The sequence below is a fragment of the Enterovirga rhinocerotis genome (genome assembly GCF_004363955.1).
Lineage (GTDB): Bacteria > Pseudomonadota > Alphaproteobacteria > Rhizobiales > Beijerinckiaceae > Enterovirga > Enterovirga rhinocerotis.
Genome location: NZ_SNZR01000011.1, coordinates 865,997 through 884,770, shown reverse-complemented (window position 1 = coordinate 884,770; position 18,774 = coordinate 865,997). Strand labels below are relative to the sequence as shown.

Annotated in this window: 17 protein-coding genes; 11 read left to right on the top strand and 6 right to left on the bottom strand. The window is 68.2% G+C overall.

What is annotated here, in order from left to right:
• The first annotated feature begins 9 nt into the window (after positions 1-9).
• The 3 genes from EV668_RS04690 to EV668_RS04680 all read left to right on the top strand — a co-directional run bounded on the left by EV668_RS04690 (position 10) and on the right by EV668_RS04680 (position 1,170).
• Positions 10-495, top strand: coding sequence for a DUF3828 domain-containing protein (locus tag EV668_RS04690; RefSeq protein ID WP_166652342.1), 486 nt, complete (start codon positions 10-12; stop codon positions 493-495).
• 91 nt (positions 496-586) lie between these two features.
• Positions 587-772 carry a hypothetical protein gene (locus tag EV668_RS04685; RefSeq protein ID WP_133768659.1) on the top strand — a complete coding sequence of 62 codons (186 nt, stop codon included), beginning with the start codon at positions 587-589 and terminating at the stop codon, positions 770-772.
• A 104-nt stretch (positions 773-876) separates the two neighbouring features.
• A complete protein-coding gene (locus tag EV668_RS04680; protein WP_245512845.1) occupies positions 877-1,170 on the top strand; it encodes a hypothetical protein in 294 nt (97 codons plus the stop codon).
• Between the two features lie 64 nt (positions 1,171-1,234).
• Here the strand turns inward: EV668_RS04680 and polA are convergent, their stop codons facing one another.
• The gene (polA, locus tag EV668_RS04675; RefSeq protein ID WP_245512843.1) at positions 1,235-4,513 is read right to left on the bottom strand and encodes a DNA polymerase I; all 3,279 of its coding nucleotides are present in this window, start codon (positions 4,511-4,513) and stop codon (positions 1,235-1,237) included.
• A gap of 294 nt (positions 4,514-4,807) precedes the next feature.
• Here polA and EV668_RS04670 point away from each other — a divergent pair, with 294 nt between their 5' ends.
• The 5 genes from EV668_RS04670 (at position 4,808) to EV668_RS04650 (ending at position 9,201) form a co-directional block, all read left to right on the top strand.
• Positions 4,808-5,191 carry a PaaI family thioesterase gene (locus EV668_RS04670; protein ID WP_133769979.1) on the top strand — a complete coding sequence of 128 codons (384 nt, stop codon included), beginning with the start codon at positions 4,808-4,810 and terminating at the stop codon, positions 5,189-5,191.
• A gap of 92 nt (positions 5,192-5,283) precedes the next feature.
• Entirely contained in the window at positions 5,284-6,003 is a 720-nt protein-coding gene (locus EV668_RS04665; protein ID WP_133768658.1) for a ribonuclease activity regulator RraA, read from the top strand.
• 250 nt (positions 6,004-6,253) lie between these two features.
• Complete coding sequence (araD, locus tag EV668_RS04660) at positions 6,254-7,975, top strand: L-arabinonate dehydratase (protein ID WP_133768657.1); 1,722 nt, start codon at positions 6,254-6,256, stop codon at positions 7,973-7,975.
• A complete protein-coding gene (locus EV668_RS25720; protein WP_133768656.1) occupies positions 7,896-8,222 on the top strand; it encodes a DUF559 domain-containing protein in 327 nt (108 codons plus the stop codon). The genes araD and EV668_RS25720 overlap by 80 nt, the downstream gene beginning before the upstream one ends.
• A gap of 52 nt (positions 8,223-8,274) precedes the next feature.
• The gene (locus EV668_RS04650) at positions 8,275-9,201 is read left to right on the top strand and encodes a dihydrodipicolinate synthase family protein (RefSeq protein ID WP_133768655.1); all 927 of its coding nucleotides are present in this window, start codon (positions 8,275-8,277) and stop codon (positions 9,199-9,201) included.
• Between the two features lie 18 nt (positions 9,202-9,219).
• Here EV668_RS04650 and EV668_RS04645 read toward each other — a convergent pair whose 3' ends face one another.
• From EV668_RS04645 to EV668_RS04635, 3 genes are read right to left on the bottom strand one after another with little or no spacing between them, the layout of a single operon-like run.
• Positions 9,220-10,056 carry a universal stress protein gene (locus EV668_RS04645; RefSeq protein WP_133768654.1) on the bottom strand — a complete coding sequence of 279 codons (837 nt, stop codon included), beginning with the start codon at positions 10,054-10,056 and terminating at the stop codon, positions 9,220-9,222.
• A gap of 13 nt (positions 10,057-10,069) precedes the next feature.
• Positions 10,070-10,927: an ABC transporter permease gene (locus EV668_RS04640; RefSeq protein ID WP_133768653.1), complete on the bottom strand. Its 858-nt coding sequence runs from the start codon at positions 10,925-10,927 to the stop codon at positions 10,070-10,072.
• Positions 10,920-11,714, bottom strand: coding sequence for an ABC transporter ATP-binding protein (locus EV668_RS04635; RefSeq protein WP_133768652.1), 795 nt, complete (start codon positions 11,712-11,714; stop codon positions 10,920-10,922). The genes EV668_RS04640 and EV668_RS04635 overlap by 8 nt, the downstream gene beginning before the upstream one ends.
• A 200-nt stretch (positions 11,715-11,914) precedes the next feature.
• On the opposite strand from EV668_RS04635, the gene EV668_RS04630 reads away from it, so the two are divergent.
• Positions 11,915-12,250, top strand: a complete 336-nt coding sequence (locus EV668_RS04630; RefSeq protein WP_133768651.1) for a hypothetical protein — start codon at positions 11,915-11,917, stop codon at positions 12,248-12,250.
• Between the two features lie 116 nt (positions 12,251-12,366).
• On the opposite strand, the gene EV668_RS04625 is transcribed toward EV668_RS04630, so the two are convergent.
• Positions 12,367-13,872 (bottom strand): malonate--CoA ligase, encoded by a 1,506-nt coding sequence (locus tag EV668_RS04625; protein ID WP_133768650.1) that lies wholly within the window; start codon positions 13,870-13,872, stop codon positions 12,367-12,369.
• Positions 13,873-14,171: 299 nt separating this feature from the next.
• Complete coding sequence (locus EV668_RS04620) at positions 14,172-15,518, bottom strand: malonyl-CoA decarboxylase (protein ID WP_133768649.1); 1,347 nt, start codon at positions 15,516-15,518, stop codon at positions 14,172-14,174.
• Between the two features lie 97 nt (positions 15,519-15,615).
• Between EV668_RS04620 and ligD the strand changes: the two genes are divergently transcribed.
• The gene (gene ligD, locus EV668_RS04615) at positions 15,616-18,360 is read left to right on the top strand and encodes a DNA ligase D (RefSeq protein ID WP_133768648.1); all 2,745 of its coding nucleotides are present in this window, start codon (positions 15,616-15,618) and stop codon (positions 18,358-18,360) included.
• Between the two features lie 83 nt (positions 18,361-18,443).
• Positions 18,444-18,731 (top strand): hypothetical protein, encoded by a 288-nt coding sequence (locus EV668_RS04610; RefSeq protein ID WP_133768647.1) that lies wholly within the window; start codon positions 18,444-18,446, stop codon positions 18,729-18,731.
• Positions 18,732-18,774 lie beyond the last annotated feature (43 nt).

Sequence of the window (18,774 nt, the reverse complement as noted above, 5' to 3'; positions counted from 1 at the left end):
GGAGCGGCCATGCTTCGTGTTTCGATACCTCTCGTCGCCGGTCTCCTCGTCCTCGCGGGGGGCGCTCTTGCCGACGACCTCGGCGGCCGCGTGCGCGATCTGTACCGCCCCTACGAGAAGGAAGGGGCCGACGCGCCGGACGCGACGAAGACCGTCCGCCCGATCACGAGCAAGCGGCTGCGCACCCTCCTCGACCGCGACGAGGCCTGCACACGCAGGACCAACAGCATCTGCAATCTCGGCTTCGACTTCATCGTGAACGGACAGGACTACAAGATCGAGAAGGTCGAGGTCTCGCCGGTCGACACGCAAGGCGACAGGGCGAACGTGACGGCCCGCTTCCTGAACATGGGCGGCCGCCACGAGACCCGGTACGAGTTCATCCGCGAGGGAGAGGCCTGGAGGCTCGACGACATCGTGGCGCTCCAGCCCAAGGATTTCCGCTGGCGCCTGACGACGCTGCTGTCGCCCAAGAAGGGCGGTCGGGCGCGTTAGAGCACGCAGCGTGCTCGCGAGGCGACGACATCGGGCCGAAACGACCCCGCGCTTAGCGTTCACCCAGTGCGATCATCGGAGCCCAGTGCCCATGCGGTCCCTTCTCATCCTCTCCGGCCTCCTCGGCGCCTTCGCGTTCGCGGCAACGACCCTCGCCCCCTCCCCCGCCAGCGCAGGCCCGGGAGCCGGCGGCGGCTACGAGCAGAAGACGAAGTCCAAGAAGAAGCGGACGAAGCGGAAGAGCTCGGAATTCGTGCAAGGCTCGTCTTTTTCCTGACCGTTGGCCGCTGCGCGGGCGGAAAGAGCCTCGAATCAGGAACAAAGGCGGCGTGCCCGCCTTGGATGCTCCGACGACATACCGATCGATCGGAGAATCTTCCCATGATGCGTTTCATCGTTCCGGCCGTGATGGCAGCCGGCATCCTGCTGATCGGCGCCCCCACGGCCCCCGCTCAGGCGGCGCCCGTTACGTTCGGACCGGTCGCAGCCCCCGAACTCCAGGTGGAAAGCGTCCGGCACACGAGGCGCCATCGGATCCAGCAGCGCCGCGCCGCGCGCCGGATGCACTATCGTCGCGGTTATGGCGCCGCCGGCTCGCCGCATGCGCGCAATCCGTCGCGCCCCGCTCACCAGCAGAATCTCGGCAATGTGAGCGGCGGCCCGCGCTACCGTTAAGCCGGACCGCGGCGCCGCTTCTCGCAGCGGACGAGGAGCGGCGCCCGCTTCGGGGCGCCGCTTGTCAATGCGCCGCGTCCCAGTTCGCGCCTGCCCGCGCATCCACGGCCAGCGGCACCTTGAGCGCGGCGGCGGGATGGGGCGCGTCCTGCATCACCCGCGAGATCACCGGAAGCGTCGCCTCGACCTCCTCGTCCGGCACCTCGAAGACGAGTTCGTCGTGGACCTGAAGCAGCATCCGGGCGGAGAGCTTCGCCTCGGCCAGCGCATCCTCCATCCGGACCATGGCGCGGCGGATGATGTCGGCGGCAGAGCCTTGGATCGGCGCGTTGATGGCCTGCCGCTCGACCGCCGCGCGCAGAGACGGGTTCGAGGCGGTGATGTCGGGGTAATGGCAGAGGCGCCCGAAGATCGTGCGCACATACCCGGTCTCGCGGCAGAAGCGCTTCGTCTCGTCCATGTAGGTCTTGATGCCGGGGAAACGCTCGAAATACCGACGGATGTAGTCGGACGCCTCGGCCCGCGGGATGCCAAGCTGGTTCGCGAGCCCGAAGGCCGAGATGCCGTAGACGATGCCGAAATTGATCGCCTTGGCCCTCCGTCTGATCTCGGGCGGCATCCCTTCGACAGGCACGCCGAACATCTCGGAGGCCGTCGTCGCGTGGATGTCGATGCCGTTGGCGAAGGCGTCGACGAGCTGCGGGATGTCGGCCATGTGGGCGAGGATGCGCAGTTCGATCTGCGAATAATCCGCGCTGACGAGCTTCATCCCCGGCGCCGGCACGAAGGCCTGCCGGATCTTGCGGCCCTCCTCGGTGCGGATCGGGATGTTCTGGAGGTTCGGATCGGTCGATGACAGCCGGCCCGTCGTCGTCGCTGCCAGCGAATACGAGGTGTGGACGCGGCCGGTCTCGGGATGGATGTAGGTCGGCAGCGCGTCCGTGTAGCTCTTGAGCTTCGTCAGCTGGCGCCATTCCAGCACCTTGCGCGGCAGCGGATGATCCGAGGTCTCCGACAGATCCTCCAGCAGCCGTGCGCCGGTCGACCATTGCCCGGTCGCCGTCTTCTTCGCCCCCGGCAGGCCGAACTTGCCGAACAAGATCTCGGCGAGCTGCTTCGGGGAGCCGATGGTGAAGCGCTCGCCCGCCGTCTCGTAGACCTCGTCCTCGACGCGGGCGATGGTCTGCGCGAAATCGCCGGACATGCGCGAAAGGATCTGGCGGTCGACCTGGATGCCGCGCTCCTCCATCCGGGCGAGGACGGGGACGAGCGGCCGCTCCAGCGTTTCGTAGACCGTCGTCATCCGCTCGGCCGCGAGGCGCGGTTTCAGGACGCGATGGAGGCGGATCGCGACATCCGGGCTCTCGGCCGCGTGCTGGGTCGCGCGGTCGAGGGGCGCGAGCGCGAAGGCGACCGCGCCCCGACCCTTGCCCGTCACCTCGGTGACGGCGGCGGGCGCGTGGCCGAGATAGAACGCGGAGGCGGCATCGAGCCCGTGATTGGCGAGCCCGGCCCGGCCGGCATCGAGCGCGTAGGAGACGAGCATGACGTCGTCGAGCGGCGCCATGTCGATGCCGTGGCGGCGGAGCGTCAGCGCATCCCGCTTGATGTTCTGCCCGACCTTGAGGACGGCCCCGTCCTCAAGCAGCGGCTTCAGCCGCGCCAGCGCCTCGCCCTCCGCGATCTGGTCCGGCACGAGGCCGTTCGACAGGAGGTCCTCGCCCGAGCGATGGGCGAGCGGGATGTAGCCGGCAAGGCCCGGCTCGAGCGCCAGCGCGATGCCGACGATCGCCGCGCGCATCGGGTCCGGCCCCTCGGTCACGAGGTCGATCGCGACCTCGCCATGCTCGCGCGCGGCAGCGATCCAGCGGTCGAGTTCGGCGAGATCGGAGAGCGTGCGGTAGCGGGCGGTGTCGAAAGCGAGCGCCCGCATGGCACCCTTGCGCTCCTCCGCGAGGACGGCGGGCGTCCGCGCCGGGCTCGGGCCGGCGGAGCCGTTCGCGCTCGTCGCGCCCTCGCTTCCGCGGCTCTCGTCCGCCGCCTGCGCGACCGGAGGTGCGAGAGCATCGCCGTCGAGCCAGGCGCCGCTCGCCGCATCCCAGGGACGCGAAAGGACGGGGTCCGGATCGACCGCATCCGGATCGACATCGTAGAGGGTCGCGACGCGCTTGACGAAGGCGTCGAGCCGCAGGGCCTTGCCGAAGGCGACGAGGGGCTTCGGGTCGAAATCGCCGATCCGCGTCACCCCGAGCGGTACGTCGACCTCCATGTCGCAGGTGAGCGTCACCAGCTTCTTCGAGATGCGGGCCTGTTCATCGGCATCAAGTATTTTCTGAACGGCACTGCCAATCACTCGCGACAAATTACGAGCAAGAACAATCGCACGACACCATTCGTTCTCTATCGCTAACGACTCCAGGAGAGCAGCATCGATCGTCGCACTCCCTTTCTTATCTCTCGGCAAATCAGATATACCAAATCTTGTCTGCAGAATATCGGCAATCTGCGCACCTGAACCAATCTTTATCGATCTCCCGGCCACCTCATCGATATCAGATTGATACTTATTGAGCTTCTCCTGCAAAAAGGCATCAAGTTCAGAGGCGCGCCCCTTGTACGACAGGATTTTGTCTATCGATCCAACTTCCGAAACAATCGTCGCCGCGGCCTTAGGGCCGATCCCCGGCACGCCCGGCACGTTGTCGGTCGGGTCGCCGATCAGCGCCTGGACGTCGATCACCTTCTCGGGCGGCACGCCGAACTTGTCGATGACGCCGTCGCGATCGAGCCGGCGCTCGGGCCGGTGGCCGGGCTTGCCCGGAATGCCGCTCTCGAAATCGTACATGGTCACACCCGGCCGGACCATCTGCATGAGGTCCTTGTCGGAGGAGACGATCAGCACCTCCGCCCCGTTCGCGGAGGCTTGGCAGGCATAGGTCGCGATGATGTCGTCCGCCTCGAAGCCCCCCTGTTCGATCGGCACGAGGCCGAAGGCCCGCACCGCCTCGCGCATCAGGCCGAATTGCGGGATCAGCTCGGCCGGGGGATCGGGCCGGTGGGCCTTGTAATCGGCGTAGAGCTCGTTCCGGAACGAGACCTCTGACTTGTCGAAGACGATGGCGAGATGGGTGGGCTTGAGGCCCGTCGCCCCGTCCCTGATGAACTGCATCAGCTTCGTGCAGAAGAGCCGGACGGCCCCCGTCGGCAGGTTGTCGCCGGCGCGGGTGTTGTATTTCCGGTCCTGGTTCATGGACTGGAAATAGGCCCGGAACACGAAGGAGGAGCCGTCGACCAGGAAGACCTGATCGCCGGGGCCGGGAAGCGGGGGCGGGGCTGCGCTCATGGCAAGGAGATAGCCCCTCGCCGGCCCCGATGCCACTGGGGCATGATGCGGGGGAAGGGTCGGAGATCGACGCTGCATGGTCCTTCGCCCTGCGTCATGCTGAGGAGGCCCGCTCGCGGGCCGTCTCGAAGCACGCTCGACGTGGCGCGCCCTTCGAGACGGCTTGCTTTCACAGGCCTTCCTCAGGATGAGGACGGGGTGAGGCGCCGACAGGCGTGAAAGGAGAAAGGTGTGGACGCTACGTCGAGGGATTGCGACGCGCGCATACGGGCGAGCTTCGCCAAGCAGGGCCTGATGGCGACGCTCGGAGCGACGCTGGAGGCCGTCTCGCCCGGCCACGTCGAGATCGCGCTCCGTCCGGCTGCGGCCGTCTCGCAGCAGCACGGCTTCGTCCATGCCGGCGCCGTCAGCGCCATTGCCGACAGCGCGGCGGGCTACGCGGCTTTGAGCCTGATGCCGGACGGGGCCGGGGTGCTCACGACCGAGTTCAAGATCAACCTCCTCGCGCCTGCGACCGGCGAGCGGATCGTCGCGCGAGGCCGCGTGGTGAAGGCGGGCCGTACCCTGACCCTCGCCCAGGCCGAGGTCTTCGCCGAGGCGGAGGGCAAGGAGCGGCTGATCGCGCTCCTCACGGCGACGCTGATGACGATCCAGGGCCGCGAGGGCATCGGCGACTGAGCCCGTCTGGCGCGGCCCACGCCATTCTCCCTTGACGCGCCGGCGCCGAAGCCCACCGATGGCCGCCGGAAGAACGCAATCGGAGGAAAGCCATGGGTTCGCTGTCGGAGGCGACGCGGGAGAAGCTGAAGGCGGTCGCGACGCCGACCATCATGACGGCCCTGTTCAAGCGCGGCCTGCGCAACCAGTGGATCCAGGACGTCCGCCGCATCAATCCGAATGCCGGCACGATGGTGGGCGAGGCCTTCACGCTCCGCTACATGCCGGCCCGCGAGGACCTGAACCCGATCACCGTCTTCCGCGACCGCAACCACCCCCAGCGCGCAGCCGTCGAGCAATGCCCGCCCGGCTGCGTCTTCGTCATCGACAGCCGCAAGGACGCACGCGCGGCCTCGGCCGGCTCGATCCTGATCTCGCGGCTGATGGTGCGCGGAGCGGCTGGGATCGTCACGGATGGCGGCTTCCGCGACACGCCGGAGCTCGAGACGCTCGACTTCCCCTGCTACCACCATCGGCCCTCGGCCCCGACCAACCTGACCCTGCACCAGGCGATCGACATCAACGTGCCGATCGGCTGCGGCGATGCACCGGTCTTCCCCGGCGACGTGATCGTCGGCGACGCCGAGGGCTGCCTCGTCATCCCGGCCCATCTCGCGGACGAGATCGCCGACGAGGCGACCGAGATGACGGCCTACGAGGATTTCGTCACCGAGCGCGTCCTCGCCGGCCAGAGCATCCTCGGCCTCTATCCGCCGACCGACGAGAGCAACCTCGAGGTTTTCGCCGCCTGGCGGAAGGAACGGGGACGATAGGCGCGCCCTTCTCCCCTTGCGGGAGAAGGTGGCAGCGCGAAGCGCTGACGGATGAGGGGCGCGGCTCGACGCCGATAGCGGGTTCCCCCTCATCCGGTCACGCCGAGGCGTGACTCGACTTCTCCCGCAAGGGGAGAAGCGGGCGGCGTAAAGAGTCTGCCTGCCTTTCCGGTCTGGGTTGCTTCGCTGCGCTCGCAATGACGGATGGCAAGGCTTAGAACGGTCCCAAACGGGAGCACGAGGAAGCGCGATGGCGAGGAAGACGCTGGAGGAACTGCGCAGCCAGCGCTGGTTCGGGCCGAAGGACCTGCGCAGCTTCGGCCATCGCTCCCGCATGATGCAGATGGGCTATGCCCTCGACGACTTCATGGCGAAGCCGGTCATCGGCATCATCAACACCTGGAGCGACCTCGCCCAGTGCCACACCCATTTCCCGCAGCGGGTGGAGGACATCAAGCGCGGCATCTGGCAGGCCGGAGCCTTCCCGGTCGAGCTGCCGGCGCTCTCGCTCTCCGAGCAATACGTCAAGCCCACCTCGATGCTCTACCGCAACCTCCTCGCGCTCGAGGTCGAGGAATTGCTGCGCTCGCATCCGGTCGACGGGGCGGTGCTGATGGGCGGCTGCGACAAGACCACGCCCGGCACCATCATGGGCGGCATCTCGATGGACCTGCCGATGATCTTCATGCCGGCCGGCCCCATGATGCGCGGCCATTTCGGCGGCAAGATCCTCGGCTCGGGCTCCGACGTCTGGAAATACTATGCCGAGAAGGAGGCGGGCACGATCTCCGAGCGGCAATGGAACGACATGGAGGCCGGCATCGCCCGCTCGGCCGGTACCTGCATGACGATGGGCACGGCCTCGACCATGACCTCGATCGCCGAGGTGCTCGGCTTCTCGCTGCCGGGCTCGTCCTCGATCCCGGCCGGCGACGCCGCCCATTCGCGCATGGCGATGCAATGCGGCAAGCGCATCGTCGAGATGGTGTGGGAGGACCTGAAGCCCTCCGACATCATGGACCGGCGCTCGGTCGAGAACGCCCTCGTCATCCACAACGCCCTCGCCGGCTCGACCAACGCCATGGTCCATCTCGTCGCCATGGCCCGGCGCGCGGGGGTGCCGATCAAGCTCACCGATTTCGACGACTTCGCCCAGAAGGTGCCGGTGATCTGCAACCTCCGCCCCTCGGGCGAGTGGCTGATGGAGGATTTCTTCATCGCCGGCGGCATCCGCGGGCTGATGAAGCGGCTGGAGCACCTGCTCCATCTCGAGGCGCGGACGGTCTTCGGCACGATCGGCGAGGGGCTCGAGGGGGCCGAGGTCTATAACGACGACGTCATCCGCCCGCTCGACAAGCCGATCGCGGCCTCGGGCGGCACCGCGATCCTCTACGGCAACATCGCGCCGCATGGCTGCGTGATCAAGCCGCCGGCCGCCGATCCGCGCCTCCTGCACCATACCGGCCCGGCCATCGTCTTCGACAGCTACGACGAGATGTCGAAGGCGGTGAACGACATGGATCTCGACGTCACGCCCGACCACGTCATGGTGCTGCGCAATGCCGGCCCGATCGGCGGGCCGGGCATGCCCGAATGGGGCATGCTGCCGATCCCGAAGAAGCTGCTGAAGGAGGGCGTGCGCGACATGCTGCGCGTCTCGGACGCGCGGATGTCCGGCACGAGCTACGGCGCCTGCATCCTGCACGTCTCCCCGGAATCGGCGATCCGCGGCCCGCTGGCGGCCGTGCGGACGGGCGACCTGATCACGGTCGACGTCACGAAGCGCTCGATCCACCTCCATGTCGAGGACGAGGAGATCCAGGCGCGCGTCGCGGCCTGGACGCCCCCGCCGCGCAACTATCCGCGCGGCTACTACAAGATGTTCGCGCAGCATGTCCTCCAGGCCCATGAGGGCTGCGATTTCGACTATCTCGAGGGCGCGCAGGGCATCCCGGAGCCGGAGATTCATTGAGGCTGACGCATTCCCTTCTCCCCTTGTGGGAGAAGGTGGCCCTGCGAAGCAGGGTCGGATGAGGGGTGATGACGCACCGATTCCGGCCCAGATGGATGATGATGCTCGACGCAGCCGATGGCTGGAGGCACAAGGATTTCGGGTGCTCCGCTTCTCAAACGATCTTCTGCTCGCCGGCTCCGGCGATCTGATTTTGAAGGAAATCCGAAAAGCGTTGGCGCGCGCCCCCTCATCCGACCCTTGCTGACGCAAGGGCTACCTTCTCCCGCAAGGGGAGAAGCAATACCCGGAGAACTTCGATGACGATCTCCCCCGCCTTCCGCCAAGCCCTCACCGGCATCTCGGGCATCCTCGTGACGCCTTTCGATGCGGATGACCGGATCGAGCCCGGCAAGCTGAAGCCGATCATCGACCGAGCCATCGGAGCCGGCGTCCATATCCTCGTCGCGAACGGCAATACGGGCGAGTTCTACGGCCTGACGACAGCGGAGGCCGAGGCGATGGTGCAATCCGTCGCCGAGCAGATCGCAGGGCGGGTGCCGCTGCTTGGCGGCGTCGGGCGCTCTGTCGGGGATGCGGTGGCTCTGGCCAAGGCCTCGAAGAAGGCGGGCGCGACCGCGCTCATGGTTCACCAGCCGCCGGATCCGTTCGTGTCCCCGCGCGGGGTCGTCGCCTATGTGCAGCGGGTGGCGGAAGCCGGGGACGGCCTGCCGCTGATGCTCTACCTGCGCAATGACGGCATCGGCCTCGACACGATCGAAAAGCTCTGCGCCGTCGAGGGCGTCGCGGGCGTCAAATGGGCCTGCCCGACGCCGCTGAAGCTCGCCGAGGCGATCCGGCGGTCGAGCCCGGACATCGTCTGGGTCGGCGGCCTCGCCGAGACCTGGGCCCCTCCCCTCTACGCGGTCGGCGCGCGCGGCTTCACCTCGGGCCTGATCAATGTCTGGCCGGCCCATTCGGTCGCGATCCACGCGGCGCTCGATGCGGGCCGCTACGAGGAGGCGAACCGCCTCATCGCGATCATGCAGGGCTTCGAGGAGATCCGGGCCGAGGAGCAGAACGGCACGAACGTCACGGGCGTGAAGGCTGCGCTTGCGCTGATGGGCAACGATTGCGGGCCGACGCGTCCGCCTTCCGCCTGGCCCCTCACCGAGGCGCAGAGCCGCAAGCTCGGGACGATGCTGGCGGATTGGGGCCTCGTCGACGCCCGGGCGGCGGCCGGCTGAGCCGGCCCCTGCCCTCGCTCAGTTCGCCATCAGGACCGGGACGTCGGCCGCGGCGAGGACGTGGGCCGTCGCGCCGCCGAAGATCATCTGGCGCAGCCGGCTCTGCGTATAGGCGCCTTTCAGCAGAAGGTCGCCGCCGCGCGCCGTCGTCTCCTCGAGGATGACCTCGCCCATCGAGCGGCGCCCCGGCGCGACATGGATCGCTTCGGCCGCGACCTCGTTCCGGCGGAGCGACATCGCGAGCTGCTCCCCGGTCGGCCCCTGCGTCGTCCAGCCCTCGATCGTGAGGACGAGGATCTGCTTCGCCTGGCGCAGGAAGGGGCCGGCATAGGCCACCGTCCGGGCCGTCTCCGACGACCCGTTCCAGGCGATCACGACGGTCTCGCCGATGCTGGTCGGCGGGGTCGGCGGGGCGATCAGGATCGGCCGGCCCGATTCGAACAGGGCGGCTTCGAGCGTCGCCATGGAGGGAACGGCCTTGCCCGAGATCGGCCGGCCGAGGATCGTGACGTCGAAGATGCGCGCGTGGCTGGCGAGGAAGGCATCGCCCGCCGGCGCCTTCGGATGCCAGCCCCAGCCCGGCTCGACGATGCCGGGGCGGGCCGCCGGAAGGTCGTTCGCCTCGGCGAACTTGGTGAAGATGGCGTGCGATTCGCGGCGCGCATCCTCGTCCGCCTTCTCGTCGACATGCCAGGCGAGGCCCGAGACCATGTCGATCGGAACGTAGTCCGGGATCGCGGGGCGGAGAGCAAAGCTCTCCACGTAGCTCTCGAAGCGCCGCTGACACAGCAACGCCGTCTGAAGCACGGACCCCATCACGTCGTGCGGCTCGGTCGGAACGAGCAGGTTCAGCATCGTCCGGTCCTCCTCAGGATTGAACACCCCAGCGCCGCACGGTGCGGCGCTCGATGACGCGAAATACCAGATTTTCGACCACAAGCCCGATCAGGATCACCGTCAAGAGGCCGGCGAAGACCGAGGGGATGTCGAGCACGTTCCGGTTCTCGAAGATGAACCAGCCGAGCCCGCCCTGCCCCGACGAGACGCCGAAGACGAGTTCCGCCGCGATCAAGGTGCGCCAGGCGAAGGCCCAGCCGATCTTGAGTCCCGTCAGGATCGACGGGAAGGCCGCCGGGACGAGGATGCGGAGGACGTAGGACAGCCCCTTGAGGCCGTAATTCTTGCCGACCATGCGCAGCGTCTGCGAGACGCCGAGGAAGCCGGCATGGGTGTTGAGGGCCACCGCCCAGAGCACCGAATGGATCAGCACGAAGACGAGGCTGCCCGAGCCGAGCCCGAACCAGATCAGCGCGAGAGGCAGGAGCGCGATGGCCGGCAGCGGGTTGAACATCGCCGTCAGGGTTTCGAGCAGATCCGTGCCGATCCGGGTCGAGATCGCGAGCACCGTCATGATCGCCGCGAGCAGGATGCCCGCCGCATAGCCCATCAGCAGGATGCGGAGCGACGTCGCCGCGCGGGCCGGCAAGGTGCCGTCGCGCGTCCGCTCCATCACGGCGCCGAGCGTTTCCGTCAGGGTCGGGAAGAGCAGCGGGTTGTCGAGATGGCGGGCATAGATCTCCCAGACGAGGCCCAGCGCGACGAGCAGGAGCGTCTTGCGGACGACGGCGCTGGCCCAGAGCCGCTCCAGAAGCGGCAATTCGCGCTCGACCGCCCCTTCCGCCAGGGCCTGGCCGGTCTCGTGGAGGATGATTCGCGGCTCAGCCATGGGCGGCCTCCTCCTCGTCCTCGGCTTCCGGTTCGACCTCGTCGGAGAAGAGGAGATCGTGGATCTCCTTCTCGAGGCGCTGGGCGCCGCCTTCCGTGGTCGCGGCGCTCTCGACGTCCTCGACCTCCGCCTTCACCTCTCCCGGATGCGGCGAGAGGAGAAGGATGCGGCTCCCGATGCGGATGGCCTCGGCGATCGAATGGGTGACGAAGAGCACCGTGAAGCGGGTGTCCTGCCAGAGCTGCAGCAACTCGTCCTGCATCCGCCGCCGCGTCAGCGCGTCGAGCGCCGCGAAGGGCTCGTCCATCAGCAGGATGTCGGGCTCCATCGCCATGCCGCGCGCGATGGCGACGCGCTGCTTCATCCCGCCCGACAGCGTGTGCGGGTAGGCGTCGATCGCGCGCGTGAGCTTGACCTTCTCGACATAGGCCCGGGCCTTCTCCTCGGCCTCCTTCCGCGGCAGCTTCCGCGCGACGCTGAGCGGGAACATCACGTTCTCGAGCACCGTCTTCCAGGGCAGCAGCTGGTCGAATTCCTGGAACACCATCATCCGGTCGGCGCCCGGCTCCTGAACCTCGCGCCCCTTGATGCGGATCTGTCCTTCGGTCGGCTTCATGTAGCCGCCGACGGCCTTGAGCAGCGTCGATTTCCCGCAGCCCGACGGCCCCAGAAGCACGTAGCGATCGCTTTCGTTGACATGGAAGCTGACGCGCCGCGTCGCCGTCACGAGCGTCTGCGGCGTCTTGTAGGTCAGCGTAACGCCGTCCACCTCGAGGAGCGCCGTCATCGGCCGCCCTCGCCTGTCCTCGCCATCATCCTGATCTGCCCCTCCCTGCCGTCTCGTGCGGCCGCGGCGGGCACACTGCCCGAGCTTCGCCGTTCGCGAAAGTCCCGGAACCGTTCGATCGGGAGCGCGGTCAGAGTTAGCCACGCCTTAAGTGTTTCGGATCAAATTGCGCGTGTCGAATCGCTCAGTGAGTTGCGTCCATGAGTTCTTCCGCCGCGGTTTCCTCCAATGTTATCCGCTTTCCTGGCCCCCGCGCGCTGAAGTCGAGCAAGACCGAGCAAAAAGGTCTTCTGGATATGGTGTATACCAGCGGCGCCATGATGGTCGCTGCGGATGACCGCGAGACCAAAGCGCTGGCGTCGCGTCTTCAGGTCTTCGGGTTTCTTAACATTTCGGAAATCAACACCGACGGGTCGGCGCGCAAGCTGCGCCCCTCCGAAGTGGCCCGCCTCTCGATGACCCGGCCCTGGCGCCTGTCCCGGCCGTCCTTCGACGCCCTGCCCGCCGAAGACGGGCTGCGTCCGGCCGCGTCCTGATCGATCCAAGCCGATCGCTGTCCTCCTGAACGGCGGGACCGCCGTTCAGATTCGCGTCCTTGGCGCGGAAAGCCCCGTGCGTGCTCCGGGACGCCGTTCGCTTCGCGATCGGCTCCTCAGGCCTGGTAGAGCCCGGCATTCTGCTCGCGCAGGACGTTCTTCTGCACCTTGCCCATGGTGTTGCGCGGCAGGTCGTCCGCGAAGATCACGCGCTTCGGCAGCTTGAACTTGGCGAGACGCCCGTCGAGCGCGGCGAGGATCGCCTTCTCGTCGAGCTTGGCATCGGGCGTCGGCACGACGACGGCCGTGACCGCCTCGCCGAAATCGGCATGGGCGATGCCGATCACGGCGCTTTCGACGACGCCCGCGATCGCGTCGATCTCGCTCTCGACCTCCTTCGGATAGACGTTGAAGCCTCCGGTGATGATGAGGTCCTTGCCGCGCCCGACGATGTGCACGTAGCCGCGCTCGTCGATCTTGCCGAGATCGCCGGTGATGAAGAAGCCGTCGGGCTTGATCTCGGCCTTGGTCTTCTCCGGCATGCGCCAATAGCCCTTGAACACGTTCGGGCCGCGCACCTCGATCATGCCGACTTCGTCCTGCGCCAGCTCTGCGCCGCTCTCGGGATCGACCACCCGGACCTCGACCTCCGGCAGGGGGAAGCCGACCGTGCCGGCGATGCGGTCGCCGTCATAGGGGTTCGAGGTGTTCATCCCCGTCTCGGTCATGCCGTAGCGTTCGAGGATGGCGTGGCCGGTCTTCTCCTGCCACTCGCGATGGGTTTCGGCGAGGAGCGGCGCCGAGCCCGAGATGAAGAGGCGCATCGTCTTGGTCGCCTCGGGGGTGAGGCCGGGATTCTTCAGAAGGCGCGTGTAGAAGGTCGGCACGCCCATCATCGAGGTCGCGCGGGGCATCAGCTTCAGAACCTCGTCGGCGTCGAATTTCGGCCGGAAGATCATCGAGGCGTCCGAGAGCAGCACCACGTTCGAGGCCACGAACAGGCCGTGCGTGTGATAGATCGGCAGGGCGTGGATGAGGACGTCGTTCGACGTGAAGCGCCAGTATTCGCGGAGCGTGAGGGCGTTCGAACCCAGATTGCCGTGGGTCAGCATGGCGCCCTTCGAGCGCCCGGTCGTGCCCGAGGTGTAGAGGATCGCGGCGAGGTCATCCTCGCCGACGACCACCGTCGGGAAGGCATGCGACTGCTCGGCGGCGAGATCGGTGAGGCTCCCCCGCCCCTTCGCATCCAGGGTCTCGACGGCGGCCTTGCCGGCAAACCCCTTCACGGCCTCGGCCCGGGCGGGATCGCAGACGACGAGGGCCGGCTCGGCATCGGTGACGAAATACTCGACCTCAGCCGGGGTATAGGCGGTGTTCAGCGGCAGGAAGGCCGCGCCGGCACGCAGGCACCCGAGATAGAGCACGAGCGCCTCGACCGACTTCTCGACCTGCGCGGCGACACGATCCCCCGGCACGACGCCCCTCGCAACGAGCGCGTTCGCGGTGCGGCCCGCGGCGAGAAACAGGTCCTCATAGGTCCAGTTCCGGTCGCTGGCCTCGATCGCGACCTTGCCTGTCTCCTGGACGGCGTCGGAGATGTGCTGGAAAAGGTTCGCGTTCACGGGCTCGCTCTCGGAAGGATCGCTCGGGCAGGGAACCGAGATAGCGCCGTTCCGGCGGCGAGAACAAGCGCCGCGGCAGGCGCGGCCTGGCGAGTCAAAGAAATTACGGGCTCCGGCTTGAGCCTCGCCCCAGACTCACGCTGCTCGTCATTCCGAGGTGCTCGGCGACGCCGAGCCTCGAAGGACCCACAACGGTGCCGCGTGCTTCGAGGGCCGGCTGTGCCGGCGACCTCGACATGAGCATATCGGGAGCCGGGATCGGCCTCCCGGCATGGCGGGCTGCCGGCTGTGCCGAGGCCTCACGCCAATTCGCGGACCGGCGCCTCGGCCTTGACGAGCTTGCGGACGCCAGGCGCGGCGACGACGTCGCCCTTCTCCGCATAGAGCTCGTGGTTGCGCTCGATCTCGTCGAGATCGTAGCGGTAATTCACCATCAGGCCGTGGGCCTGGCTCAACCCCTTCTCGGAGAGATCGCCGAGGAAGTTCAGGAATTCGAGCCGAGCGCCGTTGCCGAGATGGAAACGCGCCACCGGATCGACCGGCCGGCCGCCTGGACTGCGGGCGCGCAGGAAGTAGGCCGCCGCGGCGGGCAGAAGCTCCGCGCGCACGCGCTCGGCGATGGCCTTGTCCTGATGCCAGCCGGGCGTGTCGAGGGCGGACAGCACCTCCTTCGCGTCGGCGTTGAAATAGCGCGAATGATCGAGCCGGCGCTCGCTGTCGAGCCAGCGCGCGAAGCCCGGCACGGGCGAGAGCGTGACGAAGGTCTTGAGGTTCGGCAGGTCGCGCTTCAGTTCCTCGACCACCTGCTTGATCAGGAAGTGGCCGAAGGAGACGCCGGCGAGCCCCTTCTGCGTATTCGAGATCGAATAGAAGACGGCGGTGTCGGCATCCTCGGCCCGCTGCGGCAGGCGGTTCGAATCGAGCAGGGGAGCGATGGCGCGGGGAATGCCGTTCGTCAGCGCGACCTCGACGAAGATCAGCGGCTTGTCGACGAGCTGGGGATGGAAGAAGGCGTAGCAGCGCCGGTCCGCGGGTTCGAGCCGGCGGCGCAGATCCTCCCAACCGTCGATCGCGTGCACGGCCTCGTAGCGGATGATGCGCTCGAGGATGTTGGCGGGCGTCGTCCAGTCGATCGGACGCAGCACCAGGAAGCCGCGGTTGAACCAGGACGAGAGGAGATGCGTGAAGTCGCGGTCGACCTCGGCGAGATCGGGGCGCGACTTCAGATGGCCGAGCAGTTCCTGCCTCATGCGCACGAGCGCGGCGGTGCCGCCGGGCGCGAGATTGAGGCGGCGCACGAGTTCCTGCCGGCGCGGCTCGGCCGCCTCCTGAAGCTCGTGCATCGCCCGCGCCGTCGGATCGGCCTGATAGGCGGCGATGGCCCGGTCGAGCCTCTCGCGATCTGGCCCGAACCGGTCCGCGAGCGCGGTCAGGAAGGCGAGCCGTGCCGCGAGGGGGGCGGCCGCATAGCCGTCGAGAAGAGCGCGCGCCAGCACGACCCCCGAGGCTTCGCCGCGACGTGAGAGCAGCGCATCGCCGAGTTCGGCGAGATCGCCCGGACGGGCAGCCTCCCGCGGCCGGCCGATCCAGGAGCGGCCCCGATCGCTCAGGGTCTGCATCAGATCGTTGAGGAACGAAGTCGCCATACGCCATGCTTAGCCGAAAGCGGGGCCGTGGTCAGCCTGCACCATCGTCGCTGAGCGCACGAGGGAACGGGCGCTGGGGCGGCGGCGTTCGGTCGGAATGGCGAAGCTTGCGGCCTACCGCGCCAAGCGCGATTTCGACAGGACGGCCGAACCGAAGGGCCGCGAGCGGCGCAAGGCCGGAGACGGGCTCGCCTTCGTCGTCCAGAAGCACGACGCGACGCGCCTCCATTACGATCTTCGGCTCGAACTCGACGGCGTGATGAAGAGCTGGGCCGTGACGAAGGGACCGAGCCTTTCACCGGGCGAGAAGCGGCTCGCGGTCCATGTCGAGGACCACCCGGTCGAGTACAACAGCTTCGAAGGCACGATCCCGCAGGGCCAGTATGGCGGCGGCACGGTGCTGCTGTGGGATCGTGGCCACTGGCTTCCGGAGGGCGATGCCCGGAAGGGCTATGCCAAGGGCCATCTCGAGTTCCGGCTCGACGGCGAGAAGCTCTCCGGGGGTTGGCATCTCGTCCGGATGAAGGGAAAGCCGGGCGAGACGCGCGAGAACTGGCTCCTCATCAAGACGGAGGACGAGGCGGCGCGCGGCGAGGGCGAGCCCGATATCCTCGACGAGAAGCCCCTCTCCGTCGCGACCGGCCGGAGCATGAGCGAGATCGCGGGCGACGCGTCGGGCAAGGTCTGGGATTCGAGCCGCGGCGTCGCGGCGGAGGCGCGGAAGGCGGGCGCCACCAAGCCCCCGTCACGCTCCGCTGCGCGAGCGAAGGGCGGGACGGATTCCAATCCTCCTCATGCTGAGGTGCCGGCCAAAGGCCGGCCTCGAAGCACGCGCAGCCGAGGTACGTCCTTCGAGGCCCCGCTCCGCGGCGCACCTCAGGATGAGGAGGGGAAGAACACCGAGACGGCGGCCAAGGCGCCGATGCCCCGCTCCGTCGAACCTTGCCTCGCGACCCTCGCGACGGTCGTCCCGAAGGGCGACCGCTGGCTGCACGAGATCAAGTGGGACGGCTACCGTCTGATCGCCTTCAAGACCGCCAAAGGCGTCCGGCTGACGACACGGCGCGGGCTGGACTGGACGAAGCGGTTTCCCGCCATCGCGGAGGCCGTCGCAGCGCTTCCGGTATCGACCGCGATCCTCGACGGGGAAGCCGTGATCGAGGGCGAGGACGGCGTCGCGAGCTTCTCCGCCCTCCAGCAGGCTCTGTCCGACACGAACGGAAAGATCGCGCATGAGGCCGTCTTCTATGCGTTCGACCTTCTCCATCTCGAGGGCCACGACCTCCGCCCGCTCCCCCTCGAGGAGCGCAAGGCCCGGCTCGCGGACCTCGTTCCGGCGGGCGGCACCGGGCACCTCCGCCTCGGCGAACATCTCGAGGCGGACGGCGAGGCCATGGTGCGCAGCGCGTGCCGGCTCGGCCTCGAAGGCATCATTTCGAAGCGGCGCGACCGCCCCTATCGGTCGGGTCGCGGCGACGACTGGCTCAAGGTCAAGTGCACCGAGCGTCAGGAATTCGTGATCGTCGGCTTCATGCCGTCCTCCGCCTCACGCCGCGCGGTCGGCTCGCTCGTCCTCGCCTATCACGAGGAAGGCGATCTCCGGCTCGCGGGCCGGGCCGGCACCGGCTACACCGCCGAGATCGCCCGCGACCTGTTCAAGCGTCTCGACCCGCTGCGCCGGAAGACGCCGGTGCTCGCGGCGCGGCCGAGCACGGACGAGCGGCGCAACGTCGTCTGGGTCGAGCCCGCGCTCGTCGCCGAGGCGGAGTTCCGGGGCTGGACCGACGATGGCCGATTGCGTCAGGCCGCGTTCAAGGGCCTGCGCGAGGACAAGAGCCCGGACGAGGTCGTGCGCGAGCGCCCCCGCGACCTGCCCGCCGAGACGGCGGCCCGGAAGCCGGCGAGACCCGCCGCGAACGCGGCGGTCAAGCGTCCCCGCAGCGGAACGGCCGAGATCGCCGGCGTCGCTCTCACCCACCCGGAGCGCGTGCTCTGGCCCGATGCGGGCATCACCAAGCAGCGCCTCGCGGAATTCTACGAGAGCATCGCCGCCTGGCTGCTGCCGCATGTCGCCGATCGCCCGCTCTCGCTCGTGCGCTGCCCCGGCGGGCTCGACGGGCAGTGCTTCTTTCAGAAGCATTCCTGGGCCGGTCTCTCGGACCACATCCTGCGCGAAACCGTCCGGGAGGCGAAGGGCGAGGAGGAAGTGCTCTACGTCCGCGACATCGCCGGCGTCGTTGCGCTGGTCCAGGCGAGCGTGCTCGAGATCCACCCCTGGGGCTGCACCATGGCCGACGTCGAACGGGCGGACCGGATCACCATGGATCTCGATCCGGGCGAGGGCGTCGCCTTCGCCGAGGTGATGGCCGCCGCGAAGGACGTGCGGGAGCGGCTCCGCACGCTCGGGCTCGAAAGCTTCGTGAAGACGACCGGCGGCAAGGGGCTGCACGTCGTGGTGCCTCTCTCGGGCGAGGCCCCATGGCCGGAGGTCAAGGCCTTCGCCAAGGCCCTCGCCGACGAGATGGCGGCTGACGATCCGGGCCGCTACATCGCAAAAGCCTCGAAGAGCGCGCGCAGGGGACTGATCTATGTCGACTACCTGCGCAACGGGCGCGGCGCGACGGCGATTGCCGCCTATTCGAGCCGTGCCAGGCCGGGCGCGCCCGTGGCGGTGCCGCTCGACTGGAGCGAACTCAAGGCCTCGCTGAAACCCTCGTCCTACACGACCGAGACGGTGCCGGCGCGCCTCGCCTCGCTGAAGCGCGATCCGTGGGCGAGCCTGACCGAGCTCCGTCAGTCGCTGCCTCCCGCGAAAACGCCCGCCTCCCGCCGCCGGGGCTGAAGGCTTCCGGACGAAGATCGGAACCTGTCCAGCAGGCCCGAGTTGCCGACCAAAGGCAGCAACGCAAAGGAGAGAGGTGCGTCATGACCAAAGTGGTCGAGGACGACAAGGCAAGACAGGCTCCTCCGGGGCGGCCGGTTCTGTACGTGCTCATCGCCAGCCTCGCGCTGGTCGGGGTTTATCTGATCACCATGGTCGGATGGAGCGGGACGACCTCCCCGCCGAGCGAGCAGCCGGCCACCACGGGTTCGACTTCGTCGTCGAATACGTCCGGAGTCCCGGCCGGCAATCCGGCCTACCCGGTTCCGGCCGCTCCGTCGGCGAACCCGCAAGGCGAGGCGGCTCCGCAGGGCGGCGCGAACCCGCAATAAGGCGGGGGCCGGGTCCTTGCCCTGCCCTATTCTTCCCCTACGA

Excerpts from the sequence above, each read along its gene's own strand:
- EV668_RS04690 (WP_166652342.1), top strand. The coding sequence starts at position 10 with ATGCTTCGTGTTTCGATACCTCTCGTCGCCGGTCTCCTCGTCCTCGCG.
- EV668_RS04685 (WP_133768659.1), top strand. The coding sequence starts at position 587 with ATGCGGTCCCTTCTCATCCTCTCCGGCCTCCTCGGCGCCTTCGCGTTC.
- EV668_RS04680 (WP_245512845.1), top strand. The coding sequence starts at position 877 with ATGATGCGTTTCATCGTTCCGGCCGTGATGGCAGCCGGCATCCTGCTG.
- polA (WP_245512843.1), bottom strand. The coding sequence starts at position 4,513 with ATGAGCGCAGCCCCGCCCCCGCTTCCCGGCCCCGGCGATCAGGTCTTC.
- EV668_RS04670 (WP_133769979.1), top strand. The coding sequence starts at position 4,808 with ATGGCGACGCTCGGAGCGACGCTGGAGGCCGTCTCGCCCGGCCACGTC.
- EV668_RS04665 (WP_133768658.1), top strand. The coding sequence starts at position 5,284 with ATGGGTTCGCTGTCGGAGGCGACGCGGGAGAAGCTGAAGGCGGTCGCG.
- araD (WP_133768657.1), top strand. The coding sequence starts at position 6,254 with ATGGCGAGGAAGACGCTGGAGGAACTGCGCAGCCAGCGCTGGTTCGGG.
- EV668_RS25720 (WP_133768656.1), top strand. The coding sequence starts at position 7,896 with ATGTCCTCCAGGCCCATGAGGGCTGCGATTTCGACTATCTCGAGGGCG.
- EV668_RS04650 (WP_133768655.1), top strand. The coding sequence starts at position 8,275 with ATGACGATCTCCCCCGCCTTCCGCCAAGCCCTCACCGGCATCTCGGGC.
- EV668_RS04645 (WP_133768654.1), bottom strand. The coding sequence starts at position 10,056 with ATGCTGAACCTGCTCGTTCCGACCGAGCCGCACGACGTGATGGGGTCC.
- EV668_RS04640 (WP_133768653.1), bottom strand. The coding sequence starts at position 10,927 with ATGGCTGAGCCGCGAATCATCCTCCACGAGACCGGCCAGGCCCTGGCG.
- EV668_RS04635 (WP_133768652.1), bottom strand. The coding sequence starts at position 11,714 with ATGACGGCGCTCCTCGAGGTGGACGGCGTTACGCTGACCTACAAGACG.
- EV668_RS04630 (WP_133768651.1), top strand. The coding sequence starts at position 11,915 with ATGAGTTCTTCCGCCGCGGTTTCCTCCAATGTTATCCGCTTTCCTGGC.
- EV668_RS04620 (WP_133768649.1), bottom strand. The coding sequence starts at position 15,518 with ATGGCGACTTCGTTCCTCAACGATCTGATGCAGACCCTGAGCGATCGG.
- ligD (WP_133768648.1), top strand. The coding sequence starts at position 15,616 with ATGGCGAAGCTTGCGGCCTACCGCGCCAAGCGCGATTTCGACAGGACG.
- EV668_RS04610 (WP_133768647.1), top strand. The coding sequence starts at position 18,444 with ATGACCAAAGTGGTCGAGGACGACAAGGCAAGACAGGCTCCTCCGGGG.